The sequence below is a fragment of the Haloferula sp. A504 genome (genome assembly GCF_044385805.1).
GTDB lineage: Bacteria > Verrucomicrobiota > Verrucomicrobiia > Verrucomicrobiales > Akkermansiaceae > Haloferula.
Genome location: NZ_JBISBU010000051.1, coordinates 25,012 through 39,229 on the forward strand (window position 1 = coordinate 25,012; position 14,218 = coordinate 39,229).

Consider the following 14,218-nt stretch of genomic DNA (forward strand, 5'->3'; position numbering starts at 1 on the left):
CGGCAGCATCGAATCGTGCAGTGTCTACGAAGTCACGAGTGTTGCAAGCTGAAGCTGGCGGGTCACGCGTCAGGCCCGCCTCCTCCACTTTGCGTCAGCAACGTGTTCGGCCAAGTCCCGATCCAAAACCAGTCGAAAGACCGGCAGGAAACGCCCGCGGTGGCGGCGGAACGGCTTGCCGGGGAGTGGCACCAGGTCGGTGAGCAGACGGCCCAGTCGGCGGAACTGGGTCCGGACCTTGTCGTGATCGGTGGCGTCGCTCGGCGGGTTCCGCCACTCCTGGTTCACGGCGAGGTGCATCATGATCGCGTAGCCGTGGGAGTGGACCTTCTTGCTGGTTTTCGGGAACCGGAACTCATTTCGCTGGCCGTCGCAGGAGAGGATCAGCCGGCCGCCTGAGGCGACTTCGATCCGGACCATGTCCCAGCGCCAGCCGGGTTGCGGGTGGAGGGTTGGTCGCCGGCGTTTGACTGAACCCGACGCCCCGGCCTGCATCGCGGTCGAGATCGGGAAGGCGGGCCGACCGCCGGCGGTTGCCTCGAAGTGCTCGGCCAAGGTGATGAACGTCAGGCGATTGCGGCGCTGGAGATTCTGGACATCCGGGGTCAGCCAGGTCGCCGATGGGAGCAGGACGATCGTGTCGTCGCGGCGGCCGAGGTCGCGAAGCAGACGGGGCATATCGCCGAGGTGGCCGGCGGGCAGATGGAGGACGACCGGCCGCGGCAGGTCGGAGCCGCGCTGGGCGATCCCGATCTGGCGGGTCTGGCCGTCGGATTCCCACGTCTCGGCGACGAAGCCGAGCCGGGTGCCGAGTTCCCGGCTGATGGCGGTCCAGTCGGGTCGAAGGCCGGTCACCTCGTCCGCGGTCAGCGGCACCGGCTCGCGGAACGCCTCGACGTCGTCGTCGATTCCGAGGTAGGCGGCCTCGCCGTCGCTGACGACGAGCATTCGGGAGCCCCGGCCGTTCGGCGCGGCAACCGTCTCGGCGGTGCCGGGAACGGCGCGGAGGAAGGCCCGCGCACCCTCCCAGTCACCGCCCAGCGCCCCCTTCCAGTCGCGGACGGCGCTGCCGGAGGCCCCGAGGCGTTCAAGCACTCGCCAGAAGCGCGTCGTCATGGCCGGTGGCGAATCCGCGGTTGATGAGCCAGGCCTCGACCGCCGGGATGCCGGCCGGGCCGTTGATCGTGTCGCGTTCGGGGCTGATCTTCAGTTTCACGAGCGACCGGCGGCCGGCGAGTTTCAGGTCGATGCACGCCTCAAGGAGCCCCGCGGTTGGGAGGAGCGCCACGTTCAGGGCGTCGAGCCCCTCGAAGACCCGGCGGTCGATGGTCACCCGCTGGCCGCCCGGGAGTTCCAGCTTGAGCGACGCGAGGTTGGCCCACTGGACCGGCCCGGCGAGGTCGCAGGCGAGGACCGACGGCCCCTCACGGAGTGGTTCGAGCGAGTAGCGCTGGGCCGGCGCCAGGGCGGTCCGCGAGCCGTGGAACACAAGCCCGAACGCCTCGCGGTAGAGCGCCTGGACCTTGGTGCCGATCCCGGACACCTGCCATTCGCCGGCCATTTCCCGGAAGTGGGCGACATCGACCGCTTCGGGTCGCAGGATCCGACTGGCGGAGTTCCCCTCCTCGTCGAGGACGTCGAACCGCTTGAGCATGTCGCCGTGCCGGATGACGAATGCGATTCCGCCGGGCTTCTGCCGGTGGTGGACCCGGCAGACTCCGCTGCGGGCGTTGCCATCGAACCATGGCGCGACGATCGACCGGAACTCCTCGATCCGTGCCTCGCTGATGCCGCGGAACGGCAGTTCCTCGGCGACCCGGAACGAGACCAGCGAGCGCGGCTTCTGGAGCGCACGGCGGTCGAATTCCCGCCATGCGATGTCCGGAGCGTGGATCAGGATCTTCACCGCAAGGTCGGCCGTGGTGTCCTTGTCGTGCCGCAGGCGCTTCACGAGATCGTGGAACTCGGTCTCGAAGTTCAGGGCGCTCTGGGTCTCGGCGATCAGGTCCAGCAGTTCGAGCCGCTCGACCAGCTCGGGCGGGGTCGACTCGATCGGCGAGGCGAGCACCTCGAAGAGCCGGGTGAGGTCGAAATTCTCGTCCTCGACCGCGCCGAGCGGGACACCCCGGCTCTCGAAGTAGCGGGTGAAGGGCGACAGGAGATCCCGCACGCTGGACCGATTCATGTTGGCCAGAACGCCGGGCTTGATGAGGCGGGGGAGCCGGATCGTGGGCATGGTGGTAAGGGGAGTTTTTCGCGAGGCTATCAATATGAGGCATAGAATTGCCTCGCGCGGTCCCAAATATTGATTCTACGCGGACCAGCAAATCCAAATTTTCAAAAAAGATCAGCGGTAACAACCTGTCGTGGAGGGTGCTCCTTCCGACCGCAACATCTCCGTCTTCCTTCGGGTTTCGAGATCTTCAGCAACGGGACGTCAACCCCCTCCCCCAGTGGGACACTGGAGGTCCCGACTTTGGGACACCGCCGGGCCAAATCGGGACATGGATTCCCGATTTCGGGACACCGAGACGGCATTTCGGGACACGGAGGACCCGATTTCGGGACATGGATCGCCCATTTCGGGACATGTCCCGATTTGGATCTCGGGACATCGGGAAGAATTTTCCCTTGGAAGATCAAGGGATTGCGGCCGGACGCGTCCCGATTTCGGGACATGTCCCCCGGAGCGGGTGACGGCGGGCGATTGACAGCCGCCGCGATCCCGAGATGAACACGAATCCCGCTCCGAATGGTGCCCTGGCGATCCGCCGGGGCAAGATCGCCCGGCCGCAGATCCAGGTCGAATGCGAGGCGGCCAACCCCGGCGACCCGCTCCCCGAGACGATCCGCGTCGTCGGCAACAGCGTCGATGGCGCGATCCTGCTCGACGATGACGGCACCACCTCCGAACTGGCCCGCTGGCAGGATGGCCTGGTCACCACCCCCGGCGAAACCACGCTCAAGGTCGAAGAGTTCAAGGTCTGCGTGAACGGGTATCCCGAGACCCGGAAATTCGTCGTCGTTCCCTGACCATGGCCCACCTCATCGCACCCATCACCGTCGAGGGCATCGAAATGTGCTGCGACCCGGTCACCCGGCGCACCACCGAGATCCTGATCGACGCGGCCAACGCCATCGGCCCGAACGAGTGGGAGATCTACCGGGCTGCGGTCTACGGAGATTCGGAGTCGAATCCGAGCGCCGAGAGCGAGCAACCGGTCAGTGGCACGGTCGTCTTCGGCGTGTGCTGCGGCACCCAGGTCGTGCTGGAAGTCTGGGGCGAGATCGAGATACTCAATACCGGATACGACTGGCTGGAGGTTCGGCTCAACGGAGCGCGTGAGTTCTACCACGAGAGCATCGAGGTCACCGACGCCGACCCGTGGGGCAAGGTCGCGGTCGGACCATTCAACGTGGTGATCAACCTGCCGGACCGCCCCTGCGGAAACATCATCGAGATCGACGGCTCGACCGACGACGCCATCGCCAACAACGACGTGTGGTGGAAGGCTAAGGTGGTCGCGATCCAGTGAGGCCGGTTGACAGGGCACCGGGAGCGTGAGGCTCTACGTCGATCTTGAGACGCTGCAACTGATCGAGGGTCCGGGATTCCGCAACCCTGTCACCTCGCTGCGCTTCAAGCGCGGGGACGCCGCCAAGCTGGAAGTGGCGTTCCTGACGGCTGGAACAACCCCAACCGAGATTGGGGACCCCGCTACCCTCGAAATCCGGTTCGGGGCGAAACCACGGGCCCGCTACGATGTCGGCTACCTCGTCCACACCTCCGACTGGACGCTTCCCGAAGCCGGCGCCGTGGACCCGTCCTACGTCTGCTCACCCTCCTTCAATACGGCGGAACTCGACGCGGCCATGCAGGTCGGCTCACCCACCGGCTCGGAGCTTTCCGAAATCACGCTCATGGGCGAGATCACCTGGCGGGAAGGATCTGGTGACCCCACCTCTACGCGCACCTTCTTGGTCATCGTCGAGAATGACGTGAACCGCGGAACCGAGGGAGCACCGGTCGAGCTGCCGACTCCCGACGACGACTGGGTCGCCCATGGTCACGTCCAGACGCTCACTCCGACGCAGCAGGCTCAGGCACGGGAGAACATCGGAATCCCGATCGACAAGCTCGATGGCACGACCGCTCCGGCTGCAGGGAACGACGAGACGGAGGGCTACGCGATTGGCTCGCTCTGGATCGACACGGCCAGCGGCGAGGCCTATCGGTGCGTCGACGCGTCGGAGGGAGCCGCCGTCTGGATCGAATCGACGCTCGATGCCGCCGAGGTGGGCGCCTTGATCTCCGCGGCAATTTCCGGGATCGGGCTACATGCGGTCGCAACGTCCGGGAACTATAACGACCTGGCGAATGGCCCTTGGTCCTACGCGAGTGGAGTCGGGGAATGGGATGCGAACGCTGCGATCCGCATGGGCTCCTACTTCATCTTCCTCGGGTCAGGCAACCAACACGCGATCTGGGATTCCAGCGGGAATCTTTCGATCGATTCCAATAATCAACTTAGCCTCAACGCCTTCGGTGGCAGCATCTACATGGGTTCCGATGTGGACTGTAACGGCTACTCGATCGGCAACGTCTATCAGGCGGGCGTCGGCTACCTCAATGACGACGGAGGCACCCCGATGCTCGACTACTACCGCACCCTGTATGACGAGTACGGCAACACTGCGATCTACTTCAGCTCCTACGCCATCGAGTTCGGCAACGAAGTAGCACTGAACGGCTACACTCTTTGGATTGGCTACGCCTATTCCGACGGCTGGCTCTACTTCAATGGCTCTGCCGTCGAGTTGGGCTCCTACGGAGACATCGCTCTCAACACGTCGTATGCATTCAACCTGAGCTCCGTCGGCGGTGGAATCGTCGCCACGGATGGAAACCCCGGAGCCAATTTCACCGGAGCGGTTTCCAGCATCACCGTTGTGGACGGGATCGTCACCGCCGCCTCTTAACCTCAACCACCTCACACGATGCCCCAAGTAACCATCACCCTCGACATCCCCACCAGCAAGGTGCCGCTCATCAAGGACGCGATCCGCTACCAGGACCAGGTCCGGGACCCGGCGAATCCCGGCCAGACGATCTCGAATCCTCTCACGCTCAAGCAGCACTTCGTGGACAACTACCTCATGCCCCGGCTGCGGGGAGACATGCTGCGGGCCAAGCGCCAGCAGGAACGCGCGACGGATCAGGCTGAAGTCGAAACCATCACGGGAGCCTAATGAATCCTCAACTGATCGCTCAGCTCCAGCAATCCCTGGCGCACCTTGGCACCGAGATCGGGGATCTCCGGCTCACCGAACTAGAGCGGGCCCGCGTCCATGCTGCCATGCAGCAGCACGCCCGGCTCGTGGGCACCGTGATCGATGCGACGCGACAGAAGCCGCAGTCCCAGAATCCTGCGGATGGACTCAAGGCTTCGTGACGTTCGTTGACAGGCGCACAGGGACGATGCGTCCACCATTCGACATCGAGTTCGCCTTCAAGGGCATCATCGGGACCGCGTCTCCGGTGATCGGAGTCATCACGTCCTTTCAGGAGCAGATCGAGTGGCACCTGCGGATTGCCTCGCTCGTTGTCGGCCTCGCGGTGGGTGTGATGTCGCTCGTCGCGATGGTCCGGAAACTCAGGAGAAGGTAGCCTACGACCGGCGTCTTCTTCGTCGCTCCCAGTGACGTGTCTCACGAGCTTCTACGAAGAACTCGACTGCGCTTCGTCGAACACGGACCGATCTGCCGATGCGAATGCATGGAAGTTCGCCAGCGGCTAGGAGGTAGTCGACGGTCCTTATGCTGACGTTGAGCAGCTCTGCGACCTGTGGGCGTCTGAGTAATGGCATCTCATTCATGGCTCCTCATGTTGGCAGAAACTGCCTCCGTTGACACCCTGACAGGGGCGCCATGAAAGCGCTCAAGTATCTCAGCTATGTCGGCAAGCTCGCCGGCTTCGTCGCGGCCCTCGACACCCTGCCGTTCGTCGACCCGAAGGTCGGCGTGGTGATCTTCGCCGCCGCGTCCCTGCTCAAGGACACCGTGAACCGCATCGGCGACCTGCTCGATGACGGCAAGGTGAACCAGAGCTTCAAGGCCTGACCCGGGCCTTTCCGTGGTCGAACGAAAAGCCCCCGGATGGATCGCTCCTTCCGGGAGCTTCTTGTTGCAGGCCTACTTCTGGATCGCCGCGACCTTGTAGCGTGTCTCCAGCACTTCCAGCACCTCGTCGAAGTTGTAGAGGTTCAGTCGCGAGTTGATTGCGATGTGCGGGATGATCCGCTTCTGGGACCACTCCTCGATCGTGCGGGGACTCACCGACAGGCGACGGGCGAGTTCGGCCTTCTTCAGATAGACGGGCTCGGGATCCTTGGTCTTCATGCCTCCCGGTCGGTGTCAAGATTCCGCCGGTTGCGCTCCTCGACCAACTTCGCGATCCGCGCACTTACCGGGATCGGGATCTGCGGTGGCTGCCATCCCTCCGGCGGCAGAATCGAGAACCACGCCTTGGCCTCGTCCTCGGTCACGACCTCCCGGTAGTGGCGGAATACGACCTTCGGCGAGTTGCCAGCCTCCAGAGAGGTCCGGGCGACATCCCCGGTCTCTGCCACCCGGTAGCTGATGAACGAATGTCTGAGGGCATTCTGACGCCATCCGCCAGGGATCTGTGCCTTCACGGCGACATCGCCCAGCGTGCCGGACGGGTCGGCCATTTCGATCACCGGGCCGGTGTCCCGCTTCACCGGTGCCAGCCATGCCTTGAGGTTGTCCGTCAGCGGCACCAGGCGGCGCGCCCGCGTCTTGGCGATCCTCCCGGAGATCTCGATGTGCCCGCGGTCCCACTTGATGTCCGACCAGTCGAGCTTGCGGATCTCCGTCGAGCGGATGCCGGCGAAAGCACCGATGGCCATGAGCGGCAGGATGCGGGCATGGGAGGTCAGAAGCAGGCGCTCCATCTCCTCGGGCGTGAAGATCTCGATGTCCTTTTCCGGCACCTTGAACTTCTCGGTCTGCTCCGCGGCCGTCTTGCGGTCGGGGTGGAGGTATCCCTGGCGCTTGGCGAATCCGAACATCGTCACCAGGCAGGTCCGCAGGGCGTTCTTGGTCGTCGGCCCGAGCGAGTCCTGCGCCTGGAGGAAGCCATTGATGTCGCTCACGCTCACGTCCCCGATATTGCCGCTCACCTGGCCGGTGAAGCGCTTCAGGTAATCCTTGGACCTCGCGACATAGGCATCCGTCACCCCGCGGGCACGGCGGGAGGTGATGAACTCCTCGACGACCTCGGCTATCGGCTTGGCCGGCAGGAGGTCGAGCCGGTTCGCCTGGTAGAACCGGACGGCATCGGAGAGGGCTGAGCTTCCCGCGAGCTTCCGAGCGCTCGACCATTCCTCGATGGCGGCCGCCAAGGTCACTCCGTGGCGCTCGGCCGTCTGCTCGCAGTGGCGGAGCAATTCGATGTCGCGCTTGGTGACCTCGTCGACGGCACTCGCGCCGTTCGTCAGTCGGACGCTCGTCTGCTGGGCGATCATCCGAGCCTCGTCCATCGAGGCGAAGATCCGTGTCCGTCGCCTGCCACCTTCCTTCCAGGCCACCGTGTGGTGGGGGTAGCCATTGGAGCGGTTGACCGTGTAGATCCTGACCGTCGCGGGACCGTTGCCGATCTCGACGATCTTGTTGCGGCGTTTCTTCTTCCGGGCCATCGACCCGGGCTTTCGAGTCAACTTGTGTGGAATTCTTTGTGGAAAGCTGTCGCGCTTTTCCGGCTCAGATTCACAAGTTGCTGATTTAGAGAGCGTTGCGTCATCAGCAGGCTTCTCTGATCTGTAATGGCGGACAGGGTGGGATTCGAACCCACGGTGACCTTTCAGCCACACACGCTTTCCAAGCGTGCTCATTCGACCACTCTGACACCTGTCCTGCTGGGGCGCGCACCCTAGGAACCACCCTCCCCCTTGGCAATACTTTTGGAGTGGCCCCGTCCAAACGCCATTTCTACGCGATGGCGTGCCGGTCGACCCTCCCTACCAAGCCCGACCACCGAAAGTTCGGACATAACGGATTCACCCCGTGCCTGACCCCACACGGAACACGCAGCGGCTTGCCGCCCAGCCAAGGCAAGCCGCCGCCCTCCCAAGTGCGCAGCGTGTCACTCTGACTCCCTTAAAGTGCGTCAGCCTGTCTCTTTTGCTGCCCTAATCGATTGCTCCATTTTCAATGAAGAAACTCTTATTAACTGATTAAGAGCGACTTAAGACACAAAATCAGGCGATGGCACGCCGCCTGCGAGTTGGTCGGCATCAACACGTGTCCCCATGGGGCGCTGAATTCCAACCAACAAACACTCTCAATCCCATGTCCAAAATCCTCGGTATCGACCTCGGCACCACCAACTCCTGCATGGCCGTCATGGAAGGCGGCGAGCCGGTGGTGCTCGAAAACTCCGAAGGCGCTCGCACGACGCCTTCCGTTGTCGCATTCACCAAGTCCGGTGAGCGCCTCGTCGGTCAGGCTGCCAAACGCCAGGCCGTGACCAACCCGCAGAACACGATTTTCTCCGCCAAGCGCCTGATCGGCCGCAAGTTCTCCGAGCTTTCGGAGGCCGACAAGGCCATGCCCTACAAGATCGTCGAGGCTTCCAACGGCGACGCCCACATCGAGGTCGAGGTCGGCGGCGAAACCAAGGTGTATTCGCCCCAGGAAATCTCGGCAATGGTCCTCGGCAAGCTCAAGGCCGATGCCGAATCGAAGCTCGGCGAAACCATCACCGCCGCGGTGATCACCGTCCCCGCCTACTTCAACGACTCGCAACGGAACGCGACCAAGGCCGCCGGTGAAATCGCCGGCCTCGAGGTGAAACGCATCATCAACGAGCCGACCGCCGCCGCCCTCGCCTACGGCCTCGACAAGAAGTCGGACGAGAAGATCGCGGTTTACGACCTCGGCGGCGGCACCTTCGACATCTCGGTCCTCGAGATCGGTGACGGCGTCTTCGAGGTGATGGCAACCGATGGTGACACGCAACTCGGCGGTGACGACTGGGACAACGCACTCATCAAGTGGATCGTCGACGAGTTCAAGAAGGACCAGGGAGTCGACCTCAGCGGCCAGCCCGATGCCCTGCAACGAATCAAGGAAGAGGCGGAGAAGGCAAAGATCGCCCTCTCATCCTCCCAGTCCTACGACATCAACCTCCCCTTCATCACGGCCGACCAGAACGGGCCGAAACACATTCAGATCTCGCTGAGCCGTTCGAAGCTGGAGCAGCTCACCGACAGCCTCTTCGAACGCACCAAAAAGCCGGTGACCGACTGCCTCAAGGAGGCGGGCGTGAGTTCGTCGGACATCGACGAACTGGTGCTGGTCGGCGGCATGACCCGCATGCCCCGGGTCATCGCGGTCGCCAAGGAGCTGGCCGGCAAGGAGCCGCACCGCGGCGTGAACCCCGACGAGGTCGTCGCCATCGGCGCCTCCATCCAGGGTGGGGTGCTGCAGGGTGATGTGAAGGACGTGCTGCTCCTCGACGTGACCCCGCTGACGCTTTCCATCGAAACGGAAGGCTCACGCGCCACGCCGATGATCGAGCGCAACACCACGATCCCGGCGAAGAAGTCGCAGATCTTCTCGACCGCGTCGGACAACCAGCCGGCCGTGGACATCCGCATCTGCCAGGGCGAGCGCCCGATGTTCAGCGACAACAAGCTGCTCGGAAACTTCCGCCTCGATGGCATCGCCGCCGCCCGCCGCGGGGAGCCCCAGATCGAGGTGACCTTCGACATCGACGCCAACGGGATCCTCCACGTCTCCGCCAAGGACAAACAGTCCGGCAAGGAGCAGAAGATCTCCATCCAGGGCTCTTCCGGTCTTTCCGACGAGGAAATCGAGCAGGCCAAGAAGGACGCCGAGGCGCACGCCGACGAAGACAAGAAGCGCGTCGAGGCCGTGGACACCAAGAACAAGGCCGAGCAGCTCGTCTTCCAGGTCGAGAAGCAGATGGAGGAACTGCCCGAGGGAGCTCCCGACGAAATCAAGTCGGGGATCCAGGGCAAGGTGGATGCGGTCAAGGACGCGCTCAAGGGCGACGACCTCGACAAGATCAAGGACACCACCGCAACCCTCGAATCCGCCCTGCAGGACCTTTACAACGCCGCGCAGGCCGCCCAGCAGGCCGCCGGCGGTTCCGGCCCGATGCCCGAGTCCGCCGCTTCGACGCCCGAAGGCGATTCGCCGGAGTCCTCCGAGCCGAAGCCTGCCAAAGGCAAGGTCGTCGACGCCGAAGTCGTGGACAAGGACTGACCCCTCTCCGGCCCACCCCCGGTGGGCCGGCCTCTCAACCAAGACAACCAACCAACAACCAGAAACAACAACATGGCCAACATCCAACCCATCGGATCGCGCGTTCTCGTGAAGCGGCTCGAAGCCGAAGACGTCTCCGCCGGAGGCATCGTTCTTCCCGACACCGCCAAGGAGAAGCCCCAGGAAGCTGAAGTCGTCGCGCTCGGAACGGGCGGCAAGGACGACAACGGCAACACCATCGAGTTCACCGTCAAGGTCGGTGACAAGGTGCTCATCTCCAAGTACGGCGGCACCGACGTCAAGATCGACGGACAGGACATGCTCATCCTCTCCGAGTCCGACATCCTCGGCATCGTTTCCTGAGCACCCCCTAACACCAACATTCTAACCATCCAACAAACATGGCTAAACAACTGCAATTCGACGAAAACGCCCGTCACGCGCTGCTGCGCGGGGTCGAAAAACTCGCCAAGGCCGTCAAGGCCACGCTGGGGCCGGCCGGTCGCAACGTGATCCTCGACAAGAAGTTCGGTTCCCCGACCATCACCAAGGACGGTGTTTCGGTCGCCAAGGAGATCGAACTCGAGGACGCCTACGAGAACATGGGCGCCCAGCTCATCCGCGAGGTTTCGAGCAAGACCTCGGATATCGCCGGTGACGGCACCACCACCGCCACCGTGCTCGCCGAGGCGATCTACAAGGAAGGCCTCCGCAACGTGACCGCGGGTGCCAACCCGATCTCGCTCCAGCGCGGCATCATGAAGGCCACCGAGGCCATCGTCGCCAAGCTTGCGGAGATCTCCAAGGAGGTTTCCGAGGCCAAGGAGATCGCCCAGGTCGCCACCGTGTCCGCCAACTGGGACACCGAGATCGGCAACATCATCGCCGAGGCGATGGACAAGGTCGGCAAGGACGGCACCATCACCGTGGAGGAAGCCAAGGGCATCGAAACCACCCTCGACGTGGTGGAGGGCATGCAGTTCGACAAGGGCTATCTCTCGCCCTACTTCGTCACCGATGCCGAGAGCATGGAGACGAATCTCGAGAACGCCTACATCCTCATCCACGAGAAGAAGATCTCGAACCTCAAGGACATGCTTCCGCTGCTTGAGAAGGTGGCGAAGACCTCCCGCCCGCTCCTCGTCATTGCCGAGGACGTCGAAGGCGAGGCGCTCGCGACCCTCGTGGTCAACAAGCTCCGCGGCATCCTGAACATCGCGGCCGTCAAGGCCCCGGGCTTCGGCGACCGCCGCAAGGCCATGCTCGAGGACATCGCGATCCTCACCGGTGGCAAGGTCATCACCGAGGACCTCGGCATCAAGCTCGACTCCGTCGGCCTCGAGGACCTGGGTGAAGCCAAGCGCGTCACGATCTCGAAGGAAGACACCACCATCGTCGAAGGTGCCGGCACGTCCGACGCCATCAGCGGCCGGGTCAACCAGATCCGCCGCCAGATCGAGGAGACCACCAGCGACTACGACCGCGAGAAGCTGCAGGAGCGTCTTGCCAAGCTCGCCGGCGGTGTGGCCGTGATCAACGTCGGTGCCGCCACCGAGACCGAGATGAAGGAGAAGAAGGCCCGCGTCGAGGACGCCCTTCACGCCACCCGCGCTGCGGTGGAAGAAGGCATCGTTCCCGGCGGTGGCACGGCCCTCATCCGCGCCCAGGCACTGGTTGGCGAGCTCACCCTCACCGGTGACGAGCTCACCGGCGCCGGCATCGTCGCCAAGGCCGTCGAGTCCCCGCTCCGCCAGCTGGCCGCCAATGCCGGCCGCGAGGGCGCGCTCATCGTCGAGCGGGTCAAGGGCGGTGCCGAGGGCTACAACGTGGCCACCGACACCTACGAAGACCTCATCGCCTCCGGCGTGGTCGACCCGACCAAGGTGACCCGTTCCGCCCTGCAGAACGCCGCCTCGATCGCCGGCCTCCTGTTGACCACCGAGTGCATCGTCACCGATCTTCCCGAGAAGGAAGAGGCCGGTGGTGGCCACGGTCATGACCACGGCATGGGTGGCATGGGCGGCATGATGTAAATATCGGAGAAGCGGCATCCCTGCCGCTCTTCAGAAATCCAAGCCGGGCAGCCAACGCTGCCCGGCTTTTTCGTACCCAAGCCGCAGCGTTCCGTGGCCCGCCTTCCAAACTGCGCCCGGGTTTGTCATTGGTCCCGAAACCAAGTGCGTTCATGATGCGGACAATCCCGTGAAACCATGAATATTCGATCACTCCCGAGCCTCATCAGCGCCGCTTCGATTGCCTGGAGCATTCCCCACTCCGTGGCCGGGGAGTTCCCGCTCGAACCCCTCACGGAAGCACCTGCAGCGTCTGACGAAGCCTTCTTCAAGGTGAAGGACGGTGAGGCGACCATCGGGGGCGAAGTGATCAAGCTCTTCGTCGTCAAACCCGAGCACCTGACGGTCAGCTACCGGAATGAGACCGACAAGGGACTCTTTCCGAAGTACGTGGTCCGGCTTTACAACCGCTATGGCATTCTCCTCAGCAGTGAGAAAATCGGGGTCAGTCTCTTTGGCGGCAGCACCAAACTGGAACCGGGCGACGTGGGTGGAGAGAAGATCCATCTGGACCTCATCGACCTCGAGGAAATCTTCCAGCACGCGGTGCGGGACCTGCCGGATGACTTCGACGACGCCGCGTGGCTCTCGCTGTCGGACAGCAACAGCAAGCTGGGGCCGCAGGAGGAAGCCGGGCAGTAGAACCCGGGCTCGGACGCCCCCCACCCCGGTCGACCCCTCGTCCACTGCGGGATTTGCATCCGGCCCGCGGGCCGTCAGGCTCGTGCCGATGCGCTTGCTGGCTTTCCTTCTCCTTTCGACCCTTCTTCATGCGAACCCGGCCTTGATCGCCCATCGCGGCGCATCGGGTGACGCCCCGGAGAATACCCTCGCGGCCTTCCGGTTGGCATGGGCGCAGGGCGCGGATGGCATCGAGGGCGATTTCATGCTGAGCAAGGACGGCAGGATCGTCTGCATTCACGACAAGGATACCCAACGGGTCTCAAACCGGAATCTCGTGGTCGCCCGGACCAACGCCGCCGACCTCCGGAGTCTTGATGTCGGCTCGTGGAAAAGCCCGGAATTCGCGGGCGAGCGCATTCCCCTGCTCGGGGAGGTGCTGGCGATCCTTCCGGAAGACAAATGGTTCTTCCTCGAGGTCAAATGCGGCCCGGAGATCGTGCCCCATCTTCAGACGGAACTCACGAGCGCTGACCCGGATCAGGTCGTCATCATTTCCTTCAACCCGGCCGTCATCCAATCGTGCCGGAAGATGATCCCCCGCTTCCAGGCCCACTTCCTCTCCAAGCTCGACGGCATGGAAGACCCCGGCAATGAGGTGGCCCTGCGGAAGCAATTGGTCGACATCGCCGCCACCGGGCTCCAATTCAGCCACCAATCCAGGATCGACCGTCGTCTTGTCTCGTCGCTGAAAGCCGACGGACTCCAGATCGCATGCTGGACCGTGAACGATCCAAAAACGGCCGCCCGCGTCGCCGCACTGGGTGTCGATTTCATCACCACCGACCGCCCCGCCGCCCTCCGAAAGCAGACTCCGTGGCTGGAGTAGGACCCGGAGGCCCATCGAATCGATGGCAGCCCGAAGCTTAGGGCGTTTGCTTGGCAGGCTATGATTGGATGGGTTGTGCCATATTGATGGTGTTCACTGATTTTTGGCGGTGGTCGCGGTGGTGATCGAAGGCGTCATTGAGGGATTCGAAGTCCTCAAACGGGATGACCGCCAGCAGGGCGTTGCGCATCAGGGCCAGGTTGCGGGCTCCTCTCGGGTTCCTTTTCGGTGCCCGGTCCTCCCGCCAGCAGGTCGCGTCGCGTTTCCAGTGGTTGAGGTTCTCCACGCTCCAGTGGTCGCGGATCATCTTGCCGATCTGCGCGGC

General features: G+C 63.6%; 17 protein-coding genes, 1 tRNA gene and 1 pseudogene. 12 read left to right on the plus strand and 7 right to left on the minus strand.

The window, feature by feature from the left end:
* Positions 1–69: 69 nt before the first annotated feature.
* Both ACG2LG_RS18630 and ACG2LG_RS18635 read right to left on the minus strand, forming a co-directional pair.
* Positions 70–1,116: a hypothetical protein gene (locus ACG2LG_RS18630; protein WP_396261558.1), complete on the minus strand. Its 1,047-nt coding sequence runs from the start codon at positions 1,114–1,116 to the stop codon at positions 70–72.
* Positions 1,088–2,236: a hypothetical protein gene (locus ACG2LG_RS18635; protein ID WP_396261559.1), complete on the minus strand. Its 1,149-nt coding sequence runs from the start codon at positions 2,234–2,236 to the stop codon at positions 1,088–1,090. Before ACG2LG_RS18635 ends, ACG2LG_RS18630 begins: the two co-directional genes overlap by 29 nt.
* Before the next feature lie 494 nt (positions 2,237–2,730).
* On the opposite strand from ACG2LG_RS18635, the gene ACG2LG_RS18640 reads away from it, so the two are divergent.
* The 6 genes from ACG2LG_RS18640 to ACG2LG_RS18665 are packed head-to-tail and all read left to right on the plus strand — an operon-like array spanning position 2,731 to position 5,668.
* Entirely contained in the window at positions 2,731–3,033 is a 303-nt protein-coding gene (locus tag ACG2LG_RS18640) for a hypothetical protein (protein WP_396261560.1), read from the plus strand.
* A 2-nt stretch (positions 3,034–3,035) separates the two neighbouring features.
* Positions 3,036–3,536: a hypothetical protein gene (locus ACG2LG_RS18645; protein ID WP_396261561.1), complete on the plus strand. Its 501-nt coding sequence runs from the start codon at positions 3,036–3,038 to the stop codon at positions 3,534–3,536.
* 25 nt (positions 3,537–3,561) lie between these two features.
* Entirely contained in the window at positions 3,562–4,980 is a 1,419-nt protein-coding gene (locus ACG2LG_RS18650; RefSeq protein ID WP_396261563.1) for a hypothetical protein, read from the plus strand.
* A gap of 18 nt (positions 4,981–4,998) precedes the next feature.
* Positions 4,999–5,250 (plus strand): hypothetical protein, encoded by a 252-nt coding sequence (locus tag ACG2LG_RS18655; RefSeq protein ID WP_396261564.1) that lies wholly within the window; start codon positions 4,999–5,001, stop codon positions 5,248–5,250.
* Positions 5,250–5,453, plus strand: a complete 204-nt coding sequence (locus ACG2LG_RS18660) for a hypothetical protein (RefSeq protein WP_396261566.1) — start codon at positions 5,250–5,252, stop codon at positions 5,451–5,453. The genes ACG2LG_RS18655 and ACG2LG_RS18660 overlap by 1 nt, the downstream gene beginning before the upstream one ends.
* A gap of 26 nt (positions 5,454–5,479) precedes the next feature.
* Positions 5,480–5,668 carry a hypothetical protein gene (locus ACG2LG_RS18665; protein ID WP_396261567.1) on the plus strand — a complete coding sequence of 63 codons (189 nt, stop codon included), beginning with the start codon at positions 5,480–5,482 and terminating at the stop codon, positions 5,666–5,668.
* Position 5,669: 1 nt separating this feature from the next.
* Here ACG2LG_RS18665 and ACG2LG_RS18670 read toward each other — a convergent pair whose 3' ends face one another.
* A complete protein-coding gene (locus ACG2LG_RS18670; RefSeq protein ID WP_396261569.1) occupies positions 5,670–5,876 on the minus strand; it encodes a helix-turn-helix transcriptional regulator in 207 nt (68 codons plus the stop codon).
* Between the two features lie 52 nt (positions 5,877–5,928).
* Here ACG2LG_RS18670 and ACG2LG_RS18675 point away from each other — a divergent pair, with 52 nt between their 5' ends.
* A complete protein-coding gene (locus ACG2LG_RS18675) occupies positions 5,929–6,120 on the plus strand; it encodes a hypothetical protein (protein ID WP_396261570.1) in 192 nt (63 codons plus the stop codon).
* 72 nt (positions 6,121–6,192) lie between these two features.
* Here the strand turns inward: ACG2LG_RS18675 and ACG2LG_RS18680 are convergent, their stop codons facing one another.
* From ACG2LG_RS18680 to ACG2LG_RS18690, 3 genes are all read right to left on the minus strand, one after another.
* Entirely contained in the window at positions 6,193–6,399 is a 207-nt protein-coding gene (locus ACG2LG_RS18680) for a helix-turn-helix domain-containing protein (protein WP_396261572.1), read from the minus strand.
* Complete coding sequence (gene xerC, locus ACG2LG_RS18685; protein ID WP_396261574.1) at positions 6,396–7,739, minus strand: tyrosine recombinase XerC; 1,344 nt, start codon at positions 7,737–7,739, stop codon at positions 6,396–6,398. Before xerC ends, ACG2LG_RS18680 begins: the two co-directional genes overlap by 4 nt.
* A gap of 106 nt (positions 7,740–7,845) precedes the next feature.
* Positions 7,846–7,935 (minus strand) — tRNA-Ser (locus ACG2LG_RS18690).
* Positions 7,936–8,370: 435 nt separating this feature from the next.
* On the opposite strand from ACG2LG_RS18690, the gene dnaK reads away from it, so the two are divergent.
* The 5 genes from dnaK to ACG2LG_RS18715 all read left to right on the plus strand — a co-directional run bounded on the left by dnaK (position 8,371) and on the right by ACG2LG_RS18715 (position 13,893).
* Positions 8,371–10,311, plus strand: coding sequence for a molecular chaperone DnaK (gene dnaK / locus ACG2LG_RS18695; RefSeq protein WP_396261575.1), 1,941 nt, complete (start codon positions 8,371–8,373; stop codon positions 10,309–10,311).
* 72 nt (positions 10,312–10,383) lie between these two features.
* The gene (groES, locus tag ACG2LG_RS18700; RefSeq protein ID WP_396261576.1) at positions 10,384–10,674 is read left to right on the plus strand and encodes a co-chaperone GroES; all 291 of its coding nucleotides are present in this window, start codon (positions 10,384–10,386) and stop codon (positions 10,672–10,674) included.
* A 38-nt stretch (positions 10,675–10,712) separates the two neighbouring features.
* On the plus strand, positions 10,713–12,344 hold the full coding sequence (gene groL / locus ACG2LG_RS18705) for a chaperonin GroEL (RefSeq protein WP_396261577.1): 1,632 nt from the start codon (positions 10,713–10,715) through the stop codon (positions 12,342–12,344).
* 177 nt (positions 12,345–12,521) lie between these two features.
* Positions 12,522–13,025 (plus strand): hypothetical protein, encoded by a 504-nt coding sequence (locus tag ACG2LG_RS18710; protein WP_396261579.1) that lies wholly within the window; start codon positions 12,522–12,524, stop codon positions 13,023–13,025.
* An 88-nt stretch (positions 13,026–13,113) separates the two neighbouring features.
* Entirely contained in the window at positions 13,114–13,893 is a 780-nt protein-coding gene (locus ACG2LG_RS18715) for a glycerophosphodiester phosphodiesterase (protein WP_396261581.1), read from the plus strand.
* A 58-nt stretch (positions 13,894–13,951) separates the two neighbouring features.
* On the opposite strand, the pseudogene ACG2LG_RS18720 reads toward ACG2LG_RS18715, so the two are convergent.
* A pseudogene (locus ACG2LG_RS18720) lies at positions 13,952–14,218 on the minus strand (hypothetical protein); the annotation flags it as partial.